Below are 21,155 nucleotides of genomic sequence, written 5' to 3'. Positions count from 1 at the left end.
ACACCTCACGAGTAAGGTAGATGCTACCCCGGTCAGTTTTAGGTTTGCGCTTAGGTCGCCCACACATGCCTTTCATGAATTTTTGGTAAGTCTGATACCAGTTAACTGCGCTGTTGCGGATGATCTGACTAGGGCATCGAGATAGCCAAGGAGTTAACTCCTTCGACTTGAATTGTGATGTTTTCTGGTCAATTGGAGCATAAGTGCCCGTTGGGTAGTATTTACGTGCAAAGGTGCGATAATACCTTTCTTCGTCAACTTTGGCATTCCAAATGCTACGCGCACATCCCATCCACTGGCTTAAAACCAGTTTTTGATATGATGTTGGGTTGGCACGAAACCGAATTCCGGTTAACAAATCGCCCTCTATTTAACTGTATGTATATACAGTACATAATAATCCCTACTCCATTAAAGTCAAGACCGTTCGCCTTGACTCGCAGCTAAAGCAGGCGAGAATGTGGCGAACATTTGTTCAAAAACGCAACTTCATCTTCACTAAGCTTCATTAAAAATTCGGCCATTATTTTATTGCCAGCGTTAGTTACTTTAATTGGCTTCCTGAGCACTTTTGGTGAAGGCAAAAGTTATTTGCTTGCCTTACTTAAAGATCATACAGATATTCTAAGCTATGCAGCAAGCTTCTCAATTGGACTTTTCGTATCGAGCGTTACCTTTCTTTACTGTAAAGGCGTTAAAAAAATGGCAGAGAATATGAAACATCTGCTTTCATACTACAAAAAAACACCAGTAGAAAAGCCGAGTATTTATACAGGATTCATTGTGCTGGAATAAGAAAAGTTCGAAGTTCAACTGTGACATTTTTCTACATATTTATGGTAACATTGCTATTTATTATGTTTAATTATATCAATTTAGCATCAAGTCAAAATAGCCAAGACATCCTAAACTTTAGGATTGATAGTGCCAAAATAAGCATTAACAAACTAGAGCACACCATGACAGAAAATGAATTACTTCATGATGATAGGATAAATGCATTGTTTAAAGTTATTGATAACAATAAGACTGAAATTGCGTTATTAAAAGACAAGATTAATGAGCTAGATAGAGATAATAAGTCAACAAACTAACAAGAAGTGTCAGCAAAATGAAAATAGTACTCTATCACGGCACACAAGAGGCCGAAGTTCCTAAAATAATGCAGAAGGGCTTTAAAGGTCATCACGACGCTCAATGGTATCAGTTAGCCACTGATTTTGAGTCGGCGCTTTTTCACTGTTCCATAGCAGGGAATGAACCTAGTCCAGTTTATGTTATCCAATTTGAGGTTGAGATAGATAATGAACTCTGGGAAGGCTACCCTATTTTATGGCCCCCATATAAGCGAGATTCCAATAATAGTTCGTGGTACTCAGTTTGTCAGGATATACCAAAAGAGGCCATTACAGCTCTATATAGAGTCCCTTACGAGCTCTATTGTTCGCAAAAGTCTATAGGATTTAGTAAAAATCCAATTGACTTAATCGCCGCTTCTAAAAATATACTTAAGAGAAGTGCAGCAGAACCTACTTACGATTCTAACTTAGGAAAATAATCTGGTTCTGCTTATAAACTTTCGGTTAACCTAAAATGGGTTACCAGAATATTGCTTGGTATTCCGCTTGGTTATGGAAAAATAAAATCTCTTTGACTTTGTTGTGAAGAAGCGAACCAGATTCCGCGCCTGCTTTTATAAACTCGTGAACATCAGCATCTTGAGAGAATGTGCCTATTTCAGTGATCGCTTGAACTTGAAATTCCCCCTTTTCCTGAAAGAGGCCCCACCCTTCAGCCTGAGCTAAAACCTCATCTTCATCGGTTAGCGTACTTGACGTACCATCAGCAGGTTCAAAGCTTAAGTCTGAACTATCAACATCATATTTATCTGATGTAACTGAGACTTTATTTCTAACATCGGAGGCATCTATAAACACTGATGTTGTAATTTCATAGTTTGCAGCTAGTTTGCCGTCTACGTCAGAAAGTCCCACAAATTTCGATTGCCAGACATTTTTTTTGACAATTTTCAGATCAGTTGATTTAAACTCATCTGACACATTTAACAACTGCAAATTGAACTTATTGGTTTGATTGTTCATACATGACGACCTTATGCTTGAGCTTATAAATTTAAAAGCCTTATTAGATTTTTTATTATACTTACTTCACTGTAAAAATCAACATTAAAGACAAATAAAGATATAGTGTTTCACGTTTGGATTTTAACTATTATCTGTAATAATAAAACACTAATTCCTTTATAGTTATTTTATGCAACTAACTGCTTTAAAAGAGAATATTTAAGCAGTTAGTTAATTATCTATACTCTTTGCATTAACTCGAAAATGAATTTAAAATAGTTCTCAAACATGTAACAGACTCTTCTAGTTTACTACGAGCGCTGCTAAGGTTATCCATAGCCTCTGAATAGAGTGAATCCATTTCTTCGCTATCATCTTCATCTGAATTCATAAAGCCCTCTTGGGCTCTGTCACACTCATCATGTGCTTCGCAATATGAATTATGTAATGATTGTAAAGACTCGATTTCAGCAATTAAGTCATCAGTATGGTCAATACCAAGCTCCTTAATTTCTTTGATAGCCAGTTTTGGCACTATATCCAAACTACACGGATAATTAGAGCTAGCGCTTGCATCTACATCTATGATTAATGAATTTACGATATCTTGAACTGTGCTTTTTTGTGACATAATAATCTTACCTTTTGTTAATTCTGAATCAATTTTAACAAAAAAAGATAATTAACGCAATGTTTTATAATTCCTTTTAAATCAATATGTAATAAACAAATATTAAACTGGAATTGTGTTTTTATAAGGATAATATATTTGCAATTCTAATTGTTAAAAGCTAAGATAATTGAATCACTCTTAATAAGGTATTTCTGTATGGGCACACAATGTTTACTTACAATCGCTGACAAAGACAATAAAACGATCCTTAAAATTACTTCAGGCCACAATGGGCATGAATTACCCAAGCTTATACAGGCAGTACTAGAGAACAAGTTGCTTGAGCCCTTAAACAAGAATAGGCCTCTAACAGCAAGCGATGCACAACCTTTCCTTGATATTGCTGTTGATATCTTAGAGTGCCCTGAAAGCATCAGCGTTCAGTATGGGAAAACGAATACTCTCTCATTGGGGTTAATTCCAGAACGATATACTGATAAAAACTCATATGCGGCCCGATGCTTCGAGGAAGCCGACAAAAACCCTCGCTGGGAGTATGGGGACGGTGCAGTTGATTATCTACATATACTGCACATTTAAAAACATTCTTAAATTGATTATGCACTTGTATTTAGCTAATCTTGAGCATTAGTCTTAATATTAGTTCAAAAGCACTGTAAGGTAGTTTATGAGTAAAATCACCCTTCCTGTATATGGAATCGAAATTAAACGTGACATTGGCGGAGGCGCATCAATATCATCTAACTTGATTCATGACGACAATGAGCCTGAAGTTAATACCGCTTTAAGTGCCATAGAGTCACTCGTTCTTTCTCAGGCTTGCGCGAAAATGAACCTAACCTCCGCTAGCTACATAAAGAGCCTTACTGAAGCAGTTGAGAATGTAAAGCGTACTTTATCATAAGATGATTAAATGCTTCTTGTGCAATCATCTTATGCGTTAGATAATAGCTATTTAACTTAAGTGTATTTAAAGATATGAAAACAAAAATGATAACAAAAAAAACAATACCCCTCCGTTTGAAAAACTTTTTCCGTCCGGTATTTCTTATGTTTTTTATTTCAGGAACAGCTTTTGCTGGTGATTATAAAATGAGATATGACTTACCTGTAAAAAGTGACATGATTTTAGGGGGCGATATCAGCAGTAATCCAAACGAGGGTTGGACAAAATTTGCAAACTACTTTAATGGACCATACGTAAGTGACCAAGATTGGTTATCACTAGTTGCAAATATGAATGAAGGGATAAAGGTTGTTATTGATAATAATAAAGAGTACTTTTTTTCAAAGTCCTTATTAACAAGTGAAGATGATTATACTTGTAGTAATATTTATGATGTCACATCCTTACGAACACCTAACTCTAAAAATGGTACTACTCGCCTATATTACAGAGAACATGATTGTGACGGTTCAGGCAAAGACTATTCAGTAATAAGCATTACTCCTCTTTATAATCACGTTATATGGGATCATACGGGTTATTTAGGCTTAGATGACACATCTGGAGAGATCCTTATCGTTTCAGATAGTTCTATTGTTGATTATTATATAAAGTGAACTACCCAGCCACATCGTTTCACTCAGATCACTGGGCTTCTATAGCCTAGCCGTTAACGGCTAGGCTACTTCTTTTTTCTCAAATCCAAAATCCAACTTCAATAATTCGAATACTTTCGTTTTAAAGATTGTTTCTGCTGCGATACGGGTACTACCCTTGCTACGATCCCCGCCGCAATTAAATCTAATTAACCTTTCTTTTCTATGTTCTTAGCCTACGATAGGCCATGGGGTTTTCTCGACGATTTTAGATAAAAACGTTGAATTCAATATCTTTTTATATTAAAATAACTCCACTTAACTAGGATAAGATATTCTTTATGAACAATAAAACTCAATCTCTTAATTTCGTAGACACCTATGAAGCATATGGTTCTTCTTTCTTGGATTCATTCGATAATTTTACATTCGATCTTAACGATAAGTGTTACAGTCTCTTGTTTGACAAGGCTACTTCGCTCGGTATCGATATCAGTAAGTTCTGCGATGAAAGCGGAGCTATCCCAGACTCTGAAAATTCGAATAAACTCATAGCGTCTATCGCCAGCCATCCTAGTCTAACACCAGAAGAAACAGCCACGTTGTTGAGCCAAATTTTCATTGAGCTTGGATATGACTTTACATCTAACTTAACTAAAATAACGTTAGCGGAAGCTATCAACACAGCGGATATGCTTTTTGTTAACGGCAATCCAGTTGTAAACTTTAACCTCCTTGAGATGGACCAGACACTTTCTTGTGAAATTGAAGTTTATTTCGATAATTTATTAACATGCATCACCCTCACGAATGATGATCTTCTATATGCTGATTACGACCATAAAATGAATTGGTTTGTAACTCCGGCTGGTTTAGTAATTTCAACGAAAACCTACAACTAAATACGTTATCTTTTTTTGTATTAAATATTGTTTTACTCTTAACCTTTGTATATAATGTAAACATAACTTAAAACTGAAACTACATCTATAAGGTAATATCTATGTATAAACGTAAAATCTCTCTTGCTCTTGTCGCGTTATGCTTATCTACAGCATCTACAGCAATGCCATCATATGCGGTTGATGATACCTCAGTAAGCACAAGCACTCTTAATTTATACACTAATCGTGCTGACATTGATTTACCTGCGTTGCCAGCTCAAGTCATCATCAAAGAGCAAAACCACTTACACTTAGTCAAACTTCATGAAGAGTTTGTTCGTGAGAAACTGCGTATCCATAAAGATGACTAGCGGTTATACACTAAAAGCCTTTCTTTGAAAGGCTTTTATTTTATCGAAAATCGTCGAGAAAACCCTGTGATCAGAGCGAAGCGATATCGCTGGGTAGTTCACTTATACACGGTAATTTTTATGAAAATATTTTTTTTGCGCTTGCCTGCAAATGAGGCTAATCCACTATCTCTAACTCCAACTGAACTTTCGATTATTGCAAATTCAATAGAAGATGCCGTTGGTATTGCTTTTGCTAATTATGGAGTTGAATATAAATATTTACGTTCAGAAGATATTCAACGAGGCATAATTGACCGACAATATAATAATTAAACATATTTATTACAAAAAAAGATACTAAAACCTCAATGTTTGTTGTATAATAAATCTCAATAAACATAAGGAAAACTATTATGTCTTTTACCCTAACAGATCAAGAACTCTCAGCGAAAGTTACAACTCGTGGCCAACGCATTTTTATTAAACATCAAAACATTTCAAAAAAAGCTAAGCTAAGTGTTGGTGACAAGCTTAAACTTACGCTTAATAAGAAAACTAAAGAGATTTCAGCACGTAAAGTCAAAGAGGGCGAAACTGGCGACATCTCTGTAACACCTTCCGGCAAAAGTGCGGTCATCGACCTACATAACAAGAAAATTTATGCTACGCTCGGTGATTCAGTAAAGCGCGTAAACATCTTTTATTTCTTTAATCTAATTGTTATCCGCCCTACAACTGCGGCTTTAAAAGCTTATCAACGAATCATTAATGCCAAACGCAAGCTATTAAACGGTAAACCTCTTGATGTCGGTGAGGTCTGTTCTGGTATTGGCGCATTATCAAATGCTATCAGCTCTGGTTTTGAGAAAGTGGGCCAAGGTCTTAGACTTGCTTTTGCAAACGACCATGATTTAGAAGCCATGGAAGCAGCTACACGATGTGCCATGTGGGACGAGGAAACTATCGGCCTTAACTGCTCTATAGAGCAAATTCCTACTGATATGCTACCTCAAATTGACATCCTCGTAGCCGGATTGTCTTGCAAAGGGGCCAGTATCGCCGCTAGAACGGGCGCTAACAAAAGCATCTCTCTTCCAGAATTTCATACTGAAGCCGGTTGGTTAGTTGGGCCATTTATTCACCTTGCTATGACAGCTAACCCTCTCATTATAGTAATTGAGAATGTACCACAATACTTAGACACAGCTTCTTGTGAAATTATGCGCCAAACATTCTCTAGACTTGGTTATACATGCCATGAAGAAGTTTTTGATGCACACGATTATGGTTCTCTAGAAGGCCGTAAGCGCATGTCTCTTGTATTTACTACTGTCGGTATCGACTTTTCATTTGACCATCTCTATAACAACAAGAAGCCGGTTACATTAAAAGCATCTGACATTATCGACCATAATGACGATAGTATTCCTCCTGTTCCTAATTTGAATGCTGATGACATTACCGAAGAGCTTATGGCGGAAACTAAAAAGGAACGTCAAGGCTGGTATCCGAAACAAATTCTTTTAAATCGTGAAGCGAAGAAAAAAGAACAAGGAAAAGGTCACAGAGTGTGTATAATTGATGAGTCAAAGTCAAAATTCTCAACAATAACAAGCACTTACGGCAAAGGCGTCCGTTTAGACGAAGAAACTGTACAAAGTGTTTGTGGCAAATGGCTACGCTTAATGACACCTAAAGAACATGCTGTTTTAAAAGGCATTGATCCGTATATTATCGCGGAAACAGCTAAAACAGCAGCTCACCGACTTTTAGGTAACTCTATCTGCACTCCTCCTTGGGTACTTTTAGGTGAGGCGCTAGGCCTAGCCATTAATAAATGGATTGAACCTAAAGTAACCTCTTTAGCAGCTTAACATCTATTAGTTATAGTTTGGGAAGGTATTTATTCCCAAACTATAATAATCACATACCTTTAAAACTTAGGCATTTTAGAAGTCGATAGAGATGACATACTGTTAAAGCCAACATGATTTACAACTTTAGATACATCCCATGATGTTAAATCTTGATTAAAAGACTTAGAGTAGCAAAACATTTGATACATATCCGTTACGTTAGATGTATTCCATCCACTTATATCTTGAGCTGAAGATGTATCCCACCCACTTATATCTTGGTTAAATGTAGTGTTATTTAAAAACAGGCTGCTCATATCAGTAATCAGGCTCGTACACACTCCTGTTACGTCCTTATTGCTTTTTATCATCTCCTTTAATGTGGTGATATCTACTTTTTCCTGTTCATCCTCACATTTTGAAGAGCTTTCCGGTAACGGTTGACTTACGCTACTACCTCTTAAATTATTCAACGTAGTACTATCAAGCCTTAGAACATTTTCATTTGCCAAACAGTTGCCACCTAACAAAAGAAAAACCATACCAATTGAAATTTTCTACATAACTACCTCAAGTTTTTATATTTATAATTTTTTCTCTATAGCTCTAATTATTAAATAACGGTATTTGATTGCTTTTCATACTTGAATTTAGATTAAAGTTTCGGAAATAATTGCTATTTGTTATTTGTGAAACATGCCAACCACTCAGATCTTGGCTAAATGAAGATGCATTATAGAACATACTATTTAAATTACTAGCTGATGAAACATCCCATCCGCTCAAATCTTGATTAAATTTTCTTGCACCTTTAAACATGCTTCCGAATCGTTTCACTTTAGACACATCCCACCCGCTTATATCTTGGTTAAAATTTGACGCGCCTTGAAACATAGCGGTCATTTCTGTCACTTTAGACACATCCCATCCGCTCAAATCTTGATTAAAATTTACAGCACCGTTAAAAGCATAATGCATATTAGTTACATTGGATACATCCCACCCACTTATATCTTGATTAAAGTTAGGAGCTTGTGCGAGCAAATAACTTAAGCTGGTTATTTCACTTGTACAAACATTCGTAACATCATCGCCGTTACTAATCATATCTAAAAGCTCTAGTCGTGTTACGATAGGCTGGTTACCAGAGCAACCTACTTTTTTAACAGGACTTGTTTCTATATTATCAACACTTACGTTACCTAACCTAAGCACATTACCATCTGCCAATACTGGAGTGCATACCAATAGTAATGGTATATAAACCTTCATATTCATAAAAACCCTATACTTTAAATATTTCTTTAATTAATTACACATGATCATAATTATAGCACACTGCATTGTCTATATTTCTTGCCACTGCCACATGGACAAAATTCATTTCTTCCAACTTTTAAACAGCACAAAGTCTTTATGGTAAATGGATTGAACCAAAAAAATTAATGGCCGCATAACCATTTAGCAATGTGTGGTTAGTTAGTAGCTACGCCTTGCTGTCTCAACATCAAAAGAAGGATGGCATGTATTCTGGCTGTAAAGCAGATTCAGTGGCAAATTCTCTTTTACCACTACTTGTCATATTTGTTGTTGATGACAAGTTCCAACTGGAGATATCTTGATTAAAAGACAATGCTATATTAAACATATAACCAACATCAGTTACCCCTGACATATCCCAATTATCCAATGGCTGGTTAAATTTATGGTTAGCACGAAACATTTGCCACATACTTACACCAGATGGGATATCCCAGTTATTTATATTTTGATTAAATCCGGAATATGAAAACATTTTTTTAAAAGTAGTTGCGCTAGAAACATCCCAATTATCTAAAGGTTTGTTAAATATATTTGTAGCATAAAAAGTATTGTCGAAATCCGAAACTTTTGACACATCCCAATAATTTATATCTTGATTGAATGATTCTGCATAACCGAACGTTGCTTTTAGACTGGCAACATTAGATGTGTCCCACCCTTGCAAAGGTTGATTGAACTGACCTGCGTTGTAAAACATATAACTTAAATTTAATGCATTAGACGTCACAAAATCATTTAGTGGTTGACCCCCATTATTAAACTGATATGCGTCATAAAACATCCCTGCAAAACTAACAACTTTTGATGTATCCCAGCCACTGATATCTTGATTAAATCTTCTTGCATTCCAAAACATATACTCCATATTTGTAACATTTGAAGTATCCCAACCACTAATATCTTGATTAAAATTTACGGCGAGTTCTGAGTTATTTATACTATCGAACAAATAACTCATATCTGTGATACCTGAAGTACAAATTTTTGTTACATCACTTCCTGTTTTCAAAAGATATTCAAGTTCTTCGCGAGTCACAGAAGGGTTTTCTTCTGTACAATTATTTTTACTAACACCTAATTCATCCTCCTTTTTTTCAGGAATGTACCCTGAACCAACATACCTGAGAGTATATTCACTATAAGGCTTTTCAACAACAGAACTAACATTAGAAAACATTCCTGCAAAAGCTACTAAAAAAAGATTTACAGCCATAACCATTCCTATAAATTTATTATCTATGATTCTGAATCACACTACTTCAGATTTTGTTCATAATCAATGCATATTATGATAACATGAAGGTCCATCACACTTTTGCGTTTTTCTATAATTCAATCACGGCCTTAATTTATCTTTTTTTGTTCTAAATTATTGCTTCAGACTCTATTTACTGTTACTATACTAACATCAACTAAATAAAGGTCTGGAATTATGAAATCAATCGTTAAACTTAATGTAGAAATGGAAATCCGCAATATCAACCCTTCAGATATTGCTTCAGGCAAACTCAATCAAATGCTTGCTGATGCGATTGATCTAGACTATGGCATCGATGAGAATATCACGGATGTTGCACTGGTTGATGTGGAAGTTACCAGCTCAGAACCTCATGATAGCAATATGATTTTCGCCGATATTTCTGTAAGCGTGAGTCATAAAGTTCATCTGGAAGATGCGTCACGCTTTTTTGCGCTTTCTTATGATGAAGTTCTTATTCTTGATGCAACAAAAAAAGGGATTTCTGTTCGAGTAATTAAGGGATAATATTCCCTTTTTACTAACTGAGGTAAATTATGTTCACATTTTACGATTGGGTAGTTTTTCTTGGTCTATTCACAGCAATTACAGCTCCGACAGTGCTATATACTTTGTATTGCATAAAAGAAGACAAGAAAAAAGCTTCCGGCTTCAAATAACTATCTTTATTTGTTGTAATTAGGCGGTAATTCTGTATAATAACTTACATGCACTTAATTAATAGGCTTTAAAAATGGACGTTGTAATTGCTGTAATTGTAAATACTCGCACAGGCATTATCCTCACCGAGATAGATAGCCCTAAAGAACGGCTAGATGCTCGGTTATATGTTCGCAATGTTTTAGACAAAGAGCATGGTGAAGGAGTTTATCGTGCGCTTGAATTTCACCAATCATTTTGTAACCGTGACTTTATTAAAAAATTGATCAAGTCAGAGAACCCAAAGGCATGCGACCCGCTTTTAGAACTTTACATTAAGTACAATCTTTTCAAAAAACAAAAAGAACTTTCTTTGGCTGAAACTGCATATAATGAAGCCGTTTCAGCCAAAGAAGACTGTTTATCTAATTTTGCTCAAGGAAGTTACCAGTTTGATTTTGTGGATGAACAATTAACTCTTGGTATCGAGCAGTTAGGTCAAAGCTTAGAATCAATTAAAGGTTCTATTTTCATTCTAGAAAAAGAACTTAAAGATCGCTAAGAAGAAATGTTTATTAATAAAAAACTTTCTTAAGTTCAAGCCGCTTACCTACCATGGCTTTACAGGTAAGCTATATAGAAGCCAGCACGTATACACGTTGGCTTTCTATAACATTTTTTTAGCAAATTAGTCCAGTAATAAGCAGTAATAATTAAGGCCCTATAGTGCTGTCACTATAGGGCCTTAATTGTTAGAGCAAATAACTTCTAAATGCCGCGCAAATGGCGGATAGCTTAAAATTCAATAAAGGATTTATTAATAATTTTTAAGCCCTAGAACAGGGTAATAGGGGTTTATTAACCCCTACTTTAAAACAGGCTCATATGGCAATAGCCATTAATCATCTTGGTCTTATCCCAGTAAGGATTTTTAGTTGTACATGAAATGTTTACCGATTCATCTGACAACTTCCACGGTGTTGCTCTCTTCTTCCAATTTTCTAGAGCTGATTCATCAACTTCAATTGTGACACCACTAATAAAACCATTACCCATGCGTCTCATGCCGCCCAAATGCGTAATATAACCCCATTCAGTAAGAGCCTCTTCGATTAGTTCCTTTTCGCCGATACAATAAGCCACAAGCTCATCGCAGCCCGTTAATGGGTAATAAGATAAAACTTTCTTTTGTGGCCCTCGCCCAATGTCCAGTTTCATTTTATGGCGTTCTAACCCTTCTTCTTTTTTAAAATTTCCGTTCTTAATATCACCTTTTACTGTCGCTTTAGCAATTTCCATCTCAGGGTATCTACGAGTAAAAAAGCGAGTTGAATGACTCTTATCCCCTACAGGAATAAGAGCACTGCATTTATATACCCAATCATCTTCCTGCTGATGTTTTTCAATTGGCAAATCTTCTAAAATGGCAAACAATTCATCTTCGTTTTTTTCTGGACTATCCGGCAAGTAATGGCGAACGTATGCATGACCAAGAATAGAATCCAAATGAATCGGGTAGCCGTTACTCACGAACGGCGTAGCCAACTTAAATGTGATCTTTAATGCTTCCATGTTAACCCTTATTTTTTTAGTTTCTTAAAGTAGCTAACTAGTTCTTCAGTATCGATATTTAGAACATCTTCAATAGCAGCTTCTTTATAAACATTAAATTCAGGGCCAAATGTAAATGTACCATTTTTATAAAATGGCAGATTGCCTTGAGAAAGGAATTCGCCACCCAAATCCAACACAGCGTCTTCAACTCGCACCTTACCAAAACCAATGCGACCAAAACCACCAATATAGTTATTGTTGAATAGATCTTCTAAACATAACAACATTAGGCCTACTTGTGCATCCGTCAGATCTGGCGCTAAATCAATTCGCATAGCCATTGGCACACCTGATGCAATCTGTTCTAGTCGCTGAAAGTTACGAACGCCCTTTTTCGAAACACTATCTTCTTTCTTGCTTGCATTATCAGCCGCCTGAACTTCAGAAATATACGTGCTTACGCCTTCAATGCCATGTTCAACTACACTTTCAACGTGTTCTAAATTCGCATTTTGTGCAAGATCATCTTTACGGATAAAAAAGCTTTCTTCTAAATAGCGAACATTACCTTCACTGTCTTTTTCCATGCGAAGTGCATCAATATTACTTTCGCTAGTCAGCATATCTTCAGGTAATGTCACTACACCACATTCGATATTATGTTGTGATACAACATCTAGGTCTTGAACTGTGTAGCGAGACGGTAGTAATCGCGAACCACCACCAAATAAGCCCATATAAACATTTTGGCTGGCACGAAATAGCTCTTCGATCGAGTTATTGGCAGTATCAGGGCTAGCTTCAGATGCGCCTGTATATAGCCCCGTTAAAGTGTAAGCATCAATCTTTTCACCGCGAGATTTCAGAACATCTAAAATACGTGATGTTGCAAAACGTCGCAATTCGCCGCGAAATCCGTTACTAGGATGGCATGGCATAGCCTTACCCTTAACAAACTTTTTATTCGTTGCTTGGACTTTATACATGCCATTTTCACCGTAACGCTTTACTGAATTGTCAGGATAAGCTGTGTGTTGAGGTGAAACAGTAGTTAGTAAAACGTGAATCGTCTTTTTCATAATTTCTCTCTAAAAAATTGTATGTTATTCGGTTAATATGTAAACGTCTCTGGCTTTACATTTGATTCTTCATTTTCAATACATGCTGCATTAAGTAGCCATGCTTCACCCCAGTTCAGCTGCTTGAATTCGGCAAGTTCGCTTTCTTCAATCAATTCTGATTCTACGAGGTCTTTTAGCCATGAACATAAGGTGTACGTTCCTACAACATCACCTTTCATTCCTAAAAAATAGAATGGGTTTAACTTGTCACGATCAATCTGTTGAGGCTTCTTATTATTAAGGGCCCAATCATCTAAAAGTGCTTGAGAATGGATATCCCGTAGCTTATGTAAATGCTTTACAGTACCCATCAATTTCTTATGGTTAATTGAAATTACATGATTACTTAATTGCACAAAAAACACTTCATTGCTCAAATTTACAGGTGCTTTCCAAACAATATGCTGACTCTGACCAATATTCACAGAAAATAAAAAAGGTGGTTTTGGCGGGTTTTTCAAAAAATATGCGCGGTTTGTATTTTTCCCTACCGGGTAAGCACCTTGTTCAGTAAAAATCCCGGTAGATAATTTTGGTAGAAGAAATTTAGACCGGTTCATGATTTCATTGCAGTGTGGGCATGCATATTTACTGCTACCATCCGCACATAAATTTTGATCAATGAATGATTTCTTGAATTTTAAAAGATGAACAGCATCACCCTCTTTCAATTCTACACCACAATAGCCGCAAAATGCGTCAAACTCAGCTTTTACTGTTTCTGATAAGTTAGGTTCAATATTCATTGAACGACAAACAAGTTCGCTACTGCTCATTGTCACCACCTCTTACAAATTCTTTATAAAAGCGTCCGTAACCTTTCGCAGTTAAACTTCCTATCTGCCAGCTACCTTTGAGGTCGATATTCATAACGACTTTACCAGAAAACATACTTGCGTATTCGCCCCCAGCGTCAGTTACCTTAACCCCTTTTTCATTTACCTCGGTAAACGTAATTAAAAGAGATTCTGTAGGCGGTAAGTCGTCAATAAGGCCATTACGATAAGCTGACTCTAATTCGCGTATAATAAGGTTTTTTACCGTTTGCTCATTGCTTAGTTCTTTAGCAATATCATTACGGCGTTTTTTAACAATATTATGGAAACTATAGATGATTGGTTTAGCACTTACACTAGCTGACTTATTTGTACTTACTGTTGAAAACGTAATATTATGTTCTGGAAACTTATCTTTTAATGCTAATAACATAAATCCCATAACCGATTGTACATTTTTGACCGCATTTTCACCTTCTGAAATAAAAACGGCTTCATTACGTGTTGTGTAGAATCGATTAGACGGTTTCTTATTGAGAGGTCGGTTATTCTCATCTTTATTGAAAATTTCTGGATCTAGTACGCCCTTATGGGCTTCACCTACCAACTGTCTTAACTGAGGGCCATATAATTTCTCCCCCTCAGGTATAGATACTTTAAAGAGTTGTTGTTCCACAACTATTCCTTACTGTTGTATTGTTTCACATTCATAATAAAGAGGTTTTTCGACAATGCAATAATTATTTTATCTATTTACCTCCTTATTAATAAAACCTTTAGCAAAAATAAATTTTATTTTGCATTGCAATCTAAGAAACCACTGTTATATTAGTTGCCGTATTAAGATAAAATCTAAATCTACCACTCTTAGGAAGTAAACATGCCAGCTGTTGCAATCCCCCTAACTTTTCTTGAAACAATGTTCCCAGATTTTTCTGGCAAAATGAACAAAGAGATGGAATCTCAGCTAAGGCCGGTTGCAAAGAAGTTACTTGACGATGCTCTATCTAATAACCTAGATGTAGAAGCAGTTCTAAATAAAGATTTTATAATTGGCCATCAGCTTAACTTAACTGTTGATAGCGAAAAGAGTCAGATTGTTCGACGTATAGCAAGGCAAAATAAAGTAAGAGAAGGTGCAGTTTTATCTGCATTTATCGTCAAAGCCATTCGTTCAGATATGCACTTGCCTTTATTACAGCAAAAGAAAGCTTCATCTGCTTTTAAAAAATATCTAGACGCGACACATCGCGATGAAAGACCAGCCCAGAATACGTTTTATGAGTACACCGAAAATGCATTAACGTCGTTTTCTGTTGGCTTGATTGAGGGTAGTACAGGGATCGGTAAAACTTTAGCGATGTTGGCTAATGCGAATGAAGTGGCGCTAAAATACAAATCTAATGTTGTCATTGCTTCCCCGACAATTTCACTTATACAGCAATCTGCTAATGAATATGCAAAATTGAATACTAGCTGCGACATGGCCCGTTTAAAAGTGGTTGTTGGTATGCGATCTTTTGTTGATACCAATGCACTGTTAGAGCTTGTATGTGAGCCACAATATCAACACCTAACAGATGTAATCACTAATTGGATACAAGAAGGTGGTATTGCTTCAGGACAGCTTGCAAACCTAAATTTAAGCTTTCTAGCTGATGCATTGACTCAAATTGCGCCAGAAATACCAATAGCTGAAGTTCAATTAAAGCCAAACTGTGATGATAAACTACCCAGTCTAGAAGTTTATAAGTCACAATTCGTGAGTACTGGTACTGAGCCGACTATCATTTTAACAACACACGCAATGCTTGCTATTGAGATGCTTACCAGAACCAGACAAAAGTATTCTCTACACGACAGCAAGCAATTAAGTGACGATTTAAGTAAGCGACTTAAAACAGCTGAAAAGACTGAGTTCAAAGCTATTATCGATGAACATGCATATCAATCTGCAATGCTCATTAAAGAATGCAATTTAGGTAAACTCCCGAACTTTGATCATGCAATAATAGATGAAGCTCACCTGTTTGAGCAAAATGTAGCTAACACATTGACCTATAAAAGTTCAATTAACCAATTCATTCATCGTGTTAAAAATGCATTTGGTGATAGTTTCATAACGCGACATAACTTGTACAAGTACTTTAATGAAATACATGAAAGTGAATGCTTTGATGACATAGAGCTATCTGAGAATACACCTCACGCCAATAAATACCGAAGCTTGCTGGCAAAAATTTATGAACCCGTTTTAAACGCTAGAAAAAAACATGCTTTAGCCCCTGAATTAAAGAGTGAAGCTCGTTTCGTGTTAGACCGCATTCGATTGATTAGTGACAAAACGTTAACGTTACTTCGATTTTCTCCGGTAAAGCGATTCCCACAAATTATCTCCGGCAAAAACTCTTTTTCATTTATCCTAAAAGAGTTTTGGTACTCTCTCGATAGTGCTGTTTGCATATCGGCAACACTCTATAACAAGAAGCTAGACCGCGATTCTGCCGCTTATTACATCATGAAACTAGGCATTCCTGAAAATAAAGCGAAAGAATTTCCACCTGTTTCACCTCATGACTTTAAATCATCTATACAAGCTTTTTACTTAGCTGACGATGTCAATCTCAGTCCTATTTCTAGGAGAGATAAGTTATCAGTTAAAGAACAAAAACATAAGCATAAAACTTGGATTCATTCTAACGCTGAATGGATAAGCAACGTTAACAAATCAGCTCAAGGTGGTACTCTTGTATTGTTAACTGCCATTAAAGACGCTCAGTGCCTTCAGGAAGAGCTTAACTGTAATTTTGGCTATGACATTAGCAATATTATTTCAGCATCTCAGGACTTGACTCTCGCTCAACAAAAGAGTCGGTTTATAAAACTCTCATGCGACAATAAAAAGCCTATTTGGCTTGCCGTGGGCGCTGCATGGACAGGACTAGACATTAACGGCGCTGATCATGGGTTCTTAGACGCATCTGAAGATAATATTTTAACTGATCTTGTCATACCTAAAATTCCATTCGGTATGAATAAATCACTTACTCACCAAACAATGATGAGTCGCATGGTTTACAACTCTCAAGCTGAGATTATCGAAACCACAATGTTATTCAAACAAGGATTAGGCCGACTAATTAGACGTTCTGGATTGCCGAAAAACCGCCGGATTTGGTTACTTGATAATAGGATTAATGAGAAGGCCTTCCAAGGATTCACTTCGTCCATGATGCGTGTAATCCAAACTTACAGTAACGTTTGCAAAATCAAACTAGATGAGTAATTAAAATTATTACTAAATGAGATAGCGGGTACTCCTGCTATCTCACGCCAATAACAAATACAACGGGCCAAAATTTTAAATCATTTTTTTACAAGTGCCATTAAGGACTGAGTTAAACTTTCAGTGAACTGCTTATCACTTTCCAAACGCTCCTTACAGACACTATCCCAGTACATCTTACCTTGAACCATTGAATTACCAAACAACCCTTCAGAATCGCTTAAATGGTCAGATAAAAGCTTCATTTGCGATAACAAATCAGCTTCTTTTTCTTGAAAATCTTGTTTTCTAACCTCAGCATGCCTGTTTCTTAATTCGTAATTAATAAAATCTTGATCTCTTAAGAACTTACCTTTAAAAAAGAGTGATTCTTCTCTAAGAGTGCAGTCTTCCTGTAATTCATTCATCTTATCCGTATCAGAATCACTCATATAATTTTTTATTGTTTCTTGATAGTTTATATGCTGATACACAAGTTCAAGTAATGGCATAAAACCTAATAATTTGAGTACAGTTTGACCCCCACTATCTGGAAATACTTTTCTAGGCTTTTCTAGGTCATTACTTGTTTCCTCAATGTACTGAGATAACATTAACTGAAGAAAAAGGTTTAGTACTTGCATTACATTACGACTTTCCTTTCTTAGAAAATAGTGGTCATTAAAACCTAATTCTCTTTCAGAACCTCCATGCTTTGCGTACTTCAGAGCCAACCGAAAATACCTGTGCAAGTTAGCATCATTAAATAGCTTATAATAAGTATTTTGAACAACTACCTTTGAATTTAATATTCCACGTATCGTTTGTATTTCATTACTATAACTGTCTTTAAACACACATATTCCTTACTATTAATTTGAAAAATTGGGTAGATACATAGCACTTAGAGAACTATCTAAGCTGAAGTATGATGAGTCTATGACATTTGATACATCCCAATTCGATAAATCACTATTGAATGATTTTGTTAAATAAAACATTCTATTCATGTCTGTTACCATAGAAACGTTCCACATGCTGATATCAGCCGAAAATGATTCATTTAATGTAAACATTGAGCCCATTATTTCAACCTTAGATACATCCCATTTCCCTATTTCTTGATTAAATGCTTTTGTTTGGTAAAACATTCTGTTCATATTAACTACAGAAGAAACATTCCAATTACTGATATCTTGATTAAATGCATACGCACTATAAAACATATTCTCCATTTTGGTTACATTAGAAACATCCCAATTGCTGATATCTTGATTAAAGGTTTCGTTTCTATAAAAAAGGTTCGACATATCCGTTATTTGACTTGTGCAAACATTCGTAACATCTTTGTTAGCCCCTATCATACCTTTAAGTTCATCATATGTAACAACAGGCTGTTCAGCTGTGCAGGACGGATGTGGTACGTTATCATTTGACTGCCCAGAATTATTTAAATTCTGCAATGGAGATGATGAAAGGCGCAAGACATTGGTAGGCTCAGCATATACAGATGTTAATTTACCTAATAGTAAAATTGATATAATAATAAATTTCATAATTTTTACCAATTCTCATTACTGCCAACTTGATGGCCAAAATTCTCTAGGTAAGTTTATTCCTCCATTCCAGTAGCTTTTATGTATTACATTTGAAGTATCCCAATTTGAGATATCGCCAGTAAAACTAGAATCCTTAAATGCATATGATAAATCTGTCACATTCTCAACATTCCATAAACTAATATCTGAATTAAAGTGTTTACAATTTGAAAAAATCCCTCTCATATTGGTAACTTTAGATACGTCCCACTTACTTAAGTCTTGATTAAAATTAAGTGCCGATCCAAACATATAATACATGTTAGTGACATTAGATGTGTCCCAATTACTGATATCTTGATTAAAGTCATTTTTTAAATAAAAAAGGTTCGACATGTCGGTTATTTGGCTTGTGCAAACATTCGTAACATCTTCATTAGCCGCTATCATATTTTTAAGCTCATCTAAAGTAACTACAGGCTGTTCAGCTGTACAGGACGGATGTGACGTGTCATCATTTGATTGTCCAGAATTATTTAAACTCTGTATTGGCGATGATGAAAAGCGCAAGACATTGCTAGGCTCAGCATGTACAGATGTTAGTTGACCTAATAGTAAAACGGACATGATTAATTTTATTTTCATAAACACTCTTATATACATTAATTTGCCGTTATTTTAGACTAATCAGTTAAACAAAACTATCTCTATTTATAATATCTTTTTTTTGAAGGAACTATTGTTTTGTTATCAATTTTTTGCTAAAATACCCATAACAAAACACAACGATATAACTATAATGAAAATTCAATCAACGCAAACGACACAATTTAATGTGTTTAGCATTAATAAAACGATCATTAGTGGCTACAAAGCGCTACAAATGGCTTGTTGCCCTCTAGCTGTATCAGAAAGTTGCTGTAAAAGCGCCAATTCTATAACAGTGAGATTAACAGTTGCTGTGGATGGTGAAATCACAGACATACTAGAGCAAGATTGGCTTCATGATAATAATACCAAGCCAGACATAAAAATTGCTGAACATCTTATTGACGTAGAAAGTCATGCTTATGGCTATAAAAATAAAGATGACTTTATCGCTGACTGCCTAAATGAAGGTGAGATAGAGTCAAAAACACAAGTTATTGAATCTACAGTAGCCCTAACTTTAGAACTAATTGAAAAATAGGCATATATATATGAAATTCTCTCAGACACAACTCGCAAGCTTTTTGCCCGATTCAAACCTTGATGACTTTGTACGCGCATTATCTCCTGCTCAGCAAGAAGCTATTCTTACATCAATGATGAATTTAGGCACTATAAGCGTACATGTAAATTCATTACATGAAACGTTTACTGTGGACGATGTATATGACAATACAGGGGAATCTAAACATAACCACTCTTCACGTGAAGATTTAATGCCAGACACTTCTAAACTGTCGATTATCTATCTTGATAGTGACGATTAACTGTCAATAAATCCCGACAAATTGTAAGAGATATGATGCTTTAATCAGACCTACATGTGCGGCTTATAAAAGTAGCCGGACTTGAACCGCCACACAATGACATGCTTTCCGCCATGGTCGGTTTGAACAAATGTTCGCCACATTCTCGCCTGCTTTAGCTGCGAGTCAAGGCGAACGGTCTTGACTTTAATGAAGTAGGAATTATTATGTACTGTATATGCATACAGTTAAATAGAGGGCGATTTGTTAACCGGTATTCGTTTTCGTGCCAACCCAACATCATATCAAAAACTGGTTTTAAGCCAGTGGATGGGATGTGCGCGTAGTATTTGGAATGCCAAAGTTGACGAAGAAAAGTATTATCGCACGTTTGCCCGTAAGTATTATCCAACGGGCACTTATGCCCCAATTAACCAGAAAACATCACAATTCAAGTCAAAAGAGTTAACCCCTTGGCTGTATCAATGCCCTAGTCAGATCATCCGAAACAGCGCAGTTAACTGGTATCAGACTTACCAAAAATTCATGAAAGGCATGTGTGGGCGACCTAAGCGCAAACCTAAAACTGACCGGGGTAGCATCTACCTTACTCGTGAGGTGTTCCGTTTTGACCGTTGCGAAGATGGCAATCTCCGCCTGTTCATCGGCACGAAGACTAATAATATTGGTTACTTATCCTTTAAAGCGCATGGCAAGTTCGAGATCCCAAACTCGCTGTATATCCGCAAAGAGCGTGGTCAATATTATGTATCTTTCTGTTATGAAAACGGCAATAGCGAAGAAGAACTTCCTAGCAATGCTGAACACCTGTCCTTTCTTCAAGGCTCGACAAGAGAGTATCTGGAGGAAAATA

At 36.0% G+C, this 21,155-nt stretch carries 30 protein-coding genes; 16 read left to right on the top strand and 14 right to left on the bottom strand.

Going from position 1 to position 21,155, the window contains the following annotated elements; all coding sequences use genetic code 11:
* On the bottom strand, positions 1-358 hold a 358-nt coding region (locus tag L1267_RS22195; protein WP_235384181.1), incomplete at its 3' end, for a helix-turn-helix domain-containing protein.
* Between the two features lie 113 nt (positions 359-471).
* Between L1267_RS22195 and L1267_RS22190 the strand changes: the two genes are divergently transcribed.
* From L1267_RS22190 to L1267_RS22180, 3 genes are all read left to right on the top strand, one after another.
* Positions 472-795 carry a hypothetical protein gene (locus tag L1267_RS22190; protein WP_235384180.1) on the top strand — a complete coding sequence of 108 codons (324 nt, stop codon included), beginning with the start codon at positions 472-474 and terminating at the stop codon, positions 793-795.
* 62 nt (positions 796-857) lie between these two features.
* Entirely contained in the window at positions 858-1,094 is a 237-nt protein-coding gene (locus L1267_RS22185; protein ID WP_235384179.1) for a hypothetical protein, read from the top strand.
* Positions 1,095-1,111: 17 nt separating this feature from the next.
* Positions 1,112-1,558, top strand: coding sequence for a hypothetical protein (locus tag L1267_RS22180; protein ID WP_235384178.1), 447 nt, complete (start codon positions 1,112-1,114; stop codon positions 1,556-1,558).
* A 40-nt stretch (positions 1,559-1,598) separates the two neighbouring features.
* Here L1267_RS22180 and L1267_RS22175 read toward each other — a convergent pair whose 3' ends face one another.
* The gene (locus L1267_RS22175) at positions 1,599-2,102 is read right to left on the bottom strand and encodes a hypothetical protein (RefSeq protein ID WP_235384177.1); all 504 of its coding nucleotides are present in this window, start codon (positions 2,100-2,102) and stop codon (positions 1,599-1,601) included.
* Between the two features lie 235 nt (positions 2,103-2,337).
* Complete coding sequence (locus L1267_RS22170; RefSeq protein ID WP_235384174.1) at positions 2,338-2,715, bottom strand: hypothetical protein; 378 nt, start codon at positions 2,713-2,715, stop codon at positions 2,338-2,340.
* 198 nt (positions 2,716-2,913) lie between these two features.
* Here L1267_RS22170 and L1267_RS22165 point away from each other — a divergent pair, with 198 nt between their 5' ends.
* The 7 genes from L1267_RS22165 to L1267_RS22135 all read left to right on the top strand — a co-directional run bounded on the left by L1267_RS22165 (position 2,914) and on the right by L1267_RS22135 (position 7,371).
* Positions 2,914-3,297, top strand: coding sequence for a hypothetical protein (locus L1267_RS22165; protein WP_235384173.1), 384 nt, complete (start codon positions 2,914-2,916; stop codon positions 3,295-3,297).
* Between the two features lie 88 nt (positions 3,298-3,385).
* On the top strand, positions 3,386-3,622 hold the full coding sequence (locus tag L1267_RS22160) for a hypothetical protein (RefSeq protein ID WP_235384172.1): 237 nt from the start codon (positions 3,386-3,388) through the stop codon (positions 3,620-3,622).
* Positions 3,623-3,696: 74 nt separating this feature from the next.
* Entirely contained in the window at positions 3,697-4,281 is a 585-nt protein-coding gene (locus L1267_RS22155) for a hypothetical protein (RefSeq protein ID WP_235384171.1), read from the top strand.
* Positions 4,282-4,601: 320 nt separating this feature from the next.
* On the top strand, positions 4,602-5,162 hold the full coding sequence (locus tag L1267_RS22150) for a hypothetical protein (RefSeq protein ID WP_235384170.1): 561 nt from the start codon (positions 4,602-4,604) through the stop codon (positions 5,160-5,162).
* 101 nt (positions 5,163-5,263) lie between these two features.
* The gene (locus L1267_RS22145; protein ID WP_235384169.1) at positions 5,264-5,515 is read left to right on the top strand and encodes a hypothetical protein; all 252 of its coding nucleotides are present in this window, start codon (positions 5,264-5,266) and stop codon (positions 5,513-5,515) included.
* A 120-nt stretch (positions 5,516-5,635) separates the two neighbouring features.
* Positions 5,636-5,830, top strand: a complete 195-nt coding sequence (locus L1267_RS22140) for a hypothetical protein (protein ID WP_235384168.1) — start codon at positions 5,636-5,638, stop codon at positions 5,828-5,830.
* 80 nt (positions 5,831-5,910) lie between these two features.
* Positions 5,911-7,371, top strand: coding sequence for a DNA cytosine methyltransferase (locus tag L1267_RS22135; RefSeq protein WP_235384164.1), 1,461 nt, complete (start codon positions 5,911-5,913; stop codon positions 7,369-7,371).
* 59 nt (positions 7,372-7,430) lie between these two features.
* Here L1267_RS22135 and L1267_RS22130 read toward each other — a convergent pair whose 3' ends face one another.
* From L1267_RS22130 to L1267_RS22120, 4 genes are all read right to left on the bottom strand, one after another.
* Complete coding sequence (locus L1267_RS22130) at positions 7,431-7,865, bottom strand: DUF285 domain-containing protein (RefSeq protein ID WP_235384163.1); 435 nt, start codon at positions 7,863-7,865, stop codon at positions 7,431-7,433.
* Between the two features lie 94 nt (positions 7,866-7,959).
* Positions 7,960-8,631, bottom strand: a complete 672-nt coding sequence (locus tag L1267_RS22125) for a BspA family leucine-rich repeat surface protein (protein WP_235384161.1) — start codon at positions 8,629-8,631, stop codon at positions 7,960-7,962.
* A gap of 50 nt (positions 8,632-8,681) precedes the next feature.
* Complete coding sequence (locus L1267_RS23835; protein ID WP_442960574.1) at positions 8,682-8,762, bottom strand: SEC-C metal-binding domain-containing protein; 81 nt, start codon at positions 8,760-8,762, stop codon at positions 8,682-8,684.
* A 98-nt stretch (positions 8,763-8,860) separates the two neighbouring features.
* On the bottom strand, positions 8,861-9,889 hold the full coding sequence (locus L1267_RS22120; protein WP_235384160.1) for a BspA family leucine-rich repeat surface protein: 1,029 nt from the start codon (positions 9,887-9,889) through the stop codon (positions 8,861-8,863).
* A gap of 219 nt (positions 9,890-10,108) precedes the next feature.
* On the opposite strand from L1267_RS22120, the gene L1267_RS22115 reads away from it, so the two are divergent.
* Entirely contained in the window at positions 10,109-10,441 is a 333-nt protein-coding gene (locus L1267_RS22115) for a hypothetical protein (protein WP_235384158.1), read from the top strand.
* Between the two features lie 226 nt (positions 10,442-10,667).
* Positions 10,668-11,135: a hypothetical protein gene (locus L1267_RS22110; protein ID WP_235384156.1), complete on the top strand. Its 468-nt coding sequence runs from the start codon at positions 10,668-10,670 to the stop codon at positions 11,133-11,135.
* Between the two features lie 308 nt (positions 11,136-11,443).
* Here L1267_RS22110 and csf3 read toward each other — a convergent pair whose 3' ends face one another.
* From csf3 to csf5, 4 genes are read right to left on the bottom strand one after another with little or no spacing between them, the layout of a single operon-like run.
* Positions 11,444-12,145: a type IV CRISPR-associated protein Csf3 gene (gene csf3 / locus L1267_RS22105; protein WP_235384155.1), complete on the bottom strand. Its 702-nt coding sequence runs from the start codon at positions 12,143-12,145 to the stop codon at positions 11,444-11,446.
* A gap of 8 nt (positions 12,146-12,153) precedes the next feature.
* A complete protein-coding gene (csf2, locus tag L1267_RS22100) occupies positions 12,154-13,206 on the bottom strand; it encodes a type IV CRISPR-associated protein Csf2 (RefSeq protein ID WP_235384154.1) in 1,053 nt (350 codons plus the stop codon).
* A 32-nt stretch (positions 13,207-13,238) separates the two neighbouring features.
* A complete protein-coding gene (gene csf1 / locus L1267_RS22095) occupies positions 13,239-14,024 on the bottom strand; it encodes a type IV CRISPR-associated protein Csf1 (RefSeq protein ID WP_235384153.1) in 786 nt (261 codons plus the stop codon).
* Complete coding sequence (csf5, locus tag L1267_RS22090) at positions 14,014-14,700, bottom strand: type IV CRISPR-associated endonuclease Csf5 (RefSeq protein WP_235384152.1); 687 nt, start codon at positions 14,698-14,700, stop codon at positions 14,014-14,016. Before csf5 ends, csf1 begins: the two co-directional genes overlap by 11 nt.
* Before the next feature lie 204 nt (positions 14,701-14,904).
* On the opposite strand from csf5, the gene csf4 reads away from it, so the two are divergent.
* Positions 14,905-17,310, top strand: coding sequence for a type IV CRISPR-associated DEAD/DEAH-box helicase Csf4 (gene csf4, locus L1267_RS22085; protein ID WP_235384151.1), 2,406 nt, complete (start codon positions 14,905-14,907; stop codon positions 17,308-17,310).
* An 80-nt stretch (positions 17,311-17,390) separates the two neighbouring features.
* Here the strand turns inward: csf4 and L1267_RS22080 are convergent, their stop codons facing one another.
* Genes L1267_RS22080 through L1267_RS22070 form a run of 3 tightly spaced genes read right to left on the bottom strand, consistent with a single transcriptional unit; the run spans position 17,391 to position 19,472 of the window.
* The gene (locus L1267_RS22080) at positions 17,391-18,146 is read right to left on the bottom strand and encodes a hypothetical protein (RefSeq protein ID WP_235384150.1); all 756 of its coding nucleotides are present in this window, start codon (positions 18,144-18,146) and stop codon (positions 17,391-17,393) included.
* A 15-nt stretch (positions 18,147-18,161) separates the two neighbouring features.
* Positions 18,162-18,845, bottom strand: coding sequence for a BspA family leucine-rich repeat surface protein (locus tag L1267_RS22075; protein ID WP_235384149.1), 684 nt, complete (start codon positions 18,843-18,845; stop codon positions 18,162-18,164).
* Between the two features lie 18 nt (positions 18,846-18,863).
* Positions 18,864-19,472, bottom strand: coding sequence for a BspA family leucine-rich repeat surface protein (locus L1267_RS22070; RefSeq protein ID WP_235384148.1), 609 nt, complete (start codon positions 19,470-19,472; stop codon positions 18,864-18,866).
* Positions 19,473-19,626: 154 nt separating this feature from the next.
* Here L1267_RS22070 and L1267_RS22065 point away from each other — a divergent pair, with 154 nt between their 5' ends.
* The 3 genes from L1267_RS22065 to L1267_RS22055 form a co-directional block, all read left to right on the top strand.
* Positions 19,627-20,016 carry a hypothetical protein gene (locus L1267_RS22065; protein ID WP_235384147.1) on the top strand — a complete coding sequence of 130 codons (390 nt, stop codon included), beginning with the start codon at positions 19,627-19,629 and terminating at the stop codon, positions 20,014-20,016.
* 10 nt (positions 20,017-20,026) lie between these two features.
* Entirely contained in the window at positions 20,027-20,302 is a 276-nt protein-coding gene (locus tag L1267_RS22060) for a hypothetical protein (RefSeq protein ID WP_235384146.1), read from the top strand.
* 243 nt (positions 20,303-20,545) lie between these two features.
* A partial coding sequence (locus L1267_RS22055; protein ID WP_235384144.1) for a helix-turn-helix domain-containing protein occupies positions 20,546-21,155 on the top strand: 610 nt, incomplete at its 3' end.

It is taken from the genome of Pseudoalteromonas sp. OFAV1 (genome assembly GCF_021532595.1).
GTDB classification, from domain to species: Bacteria; Pseudomonadota; Gammaproteobacteria; order Enterobacterales; family Alteromonadaceae; genus Pseudoalteromonas; species Pseudoalteromonas lipolytica_C.
The sequence above is the reverse complement of the archived record's forward strand: the minus strand, read 5'-3'. Positions and strand labels throughout refer to the sequence as shown.

What these genes read in the sequence shown, in the direction of transcription:
- csf2 (WP_235384154.1), bottom strand. Translation starts at nt 13,206, where the DNA reads ATGAAAAAGACGATTCACGTTTTACTAACTACTGTTTCACCTCAACAC.
- L1267_RS22125 (WP_235384161.1), bottom strand. Translation starts at nt 8,631, where the DNA reads ATGAATATGAAGGTTTATATACCATTACTATTGGTATGCACTCCAGTA.
- L1267_RS22150 (WP_235384170.1), top strand. Translation starts at nt 4,602, where the DNA reads ATGAACAATAAAACTCAATCTCTTAATTTCGTAGACACCTATGAAGCA.
- csf4 (WP_235384151.1), top strand. Translation starts at nt 14,905, where the DNA reads ATGCCAGCTGTTGCAATCCCCCTAACTTTTCTTGAAACAATGTTCCCA.
- L1267_RS22165 (WP_235384173.1), top strand. Translation starts at nt 2,914, where the DNA reads ATGGGCACACAATGTTTACTTACAATCGCTGACAAAGACAATAAAACG.
- L1267_RS22170 (WP_235384174.1), bottom strand. Translation starts at nt 2,715, where the DNA reads ATGTCACAAAAAAGCACAGTTCAAGATATCGTAAATTCATTAATCATA.
- L1267_RS22160 (WP_235384172.1), top strand. Translation starts at nt 3,386, where the DNA reads ATGAGTAAAATCACCCTTCCTGTATATGGAATCGAAATTAAACGTGAC.
- L1267_RS22185 (WP_235384179.1), top strand. Translation starts at nt 858, where the DNA reads ATGTTTAATTATATCAATTTAGCATCAAGTCAAAATAGCCAAGACATC.
- L1267_RS22175 (WP_235384177.1), bottom strand. Translation starts at nt 2,102, where the DNA reads ATGAACAATCAAACCAATAAGTTCAATTTGCAGTTGTTAAATGTGTCA.
- csf3 (WP_235384155.1), bottom strand. Translation starts at nt 12,145, where the DNA reads ATGGAAGCATTAAAGATCACATTTAAGTTGGCTACGCCGTTCGTGAGT.
- L1267_RS22110 (WP_235384156.1), top strand. Translation starts at nt 10,668, where the DNA reads ATGGACGTTGTAATTGCTGTAATTGTAAATACTCGCACAGGCATTATC.
- L1267_RS22060 (WP_235384146.1), top strand. Translation starts at nt 20,027, where the DNA reads ATGAAATTCTCTCAGACACAACTCGCAAGCTTTTTGCCCGATTCAAAC.
- L1267_RS22115 (WP_235384158.1), top strand. Translation starts at nt 10,109, where the DNA reads ATGAAATCAATCGTTAAACTTAATGTAGAAATGGAAATCCGCAATATC.
- L1267_RS22065 (WP_235384147.1), top strand. Translation starts at nt 19,627, where the DNA reads ATGAAAATTCAATCAACGCAAACGACACAATTTAATGTGTTTAGCATT.
- L1267_RS22140 (WP_235384168.1), top strand. Translation starts at nt 5,636, where the DNA reads ATGAAAATATTTTTTTTGCGCTTGCCTGCAAATGAGGCTAATCCACTA.
- L1267_RS22135 (WP_235384164.1), top strand. Translation starts at nt 5,911, where the DNA reads ATGTCTTTTACCCTAACAGATCAAGAACTCTCAGCGAAAGTTACAACT.
- L1267_RS22145 (WP_235384169.1), top strand. Translation starts at nt 5,264, where the DNA reads ATGTATAAACGTAAAATCTCTCTTGCTCTTGTCGCGTTATGCTTATCT.
- L1267_RS22180 (WP_235384178.1), top strand. Translation starts at nt 1,112, where the DNA reads ATGAAAATAGTACTCTATCACGGCACACAAGAGGCCGAAGTTCCTAAA.
- csf1 (WP_235384153.1), bottom strand. Translation starts at nt 14,024, where the DNA reads ATGAGCAGTAGCGAACTTGTTTGTCGTTCAATGAATATTGAACCTAAC.
- L1267_RS22155 (WP_235384171.1), top strand. Translation starts at nt 3,697, where the DNA reads ATGAAAACAAAAATGATAACAAAAAAAACAATACCCCTCCGTTTGAAA.
- L1267_RS22120 (WP_235384160.1), bottom strand. Translation starts at nt 9,889, where the DNA reads ATGGCTGTAAATCTTTTTTTAGTAGCTTTTGCAGGAATGTTTTCTAAT.
- L1267_RS22070 (WP_235384148.1), bottom strand. Translation starts at nt 19,472, where the DNA reads ATGAAAATAAAATTAATCATGTCCGTTTTACTATTAGGTCAACTAACA.
- L1267_RS22075 (WP_235384149.1), bottom strand. Translation starts at nt 18,845, where the DNA reads ATGAAATTTATTATTATATCAATTTTACTATTAGGTAAATTAACATCT.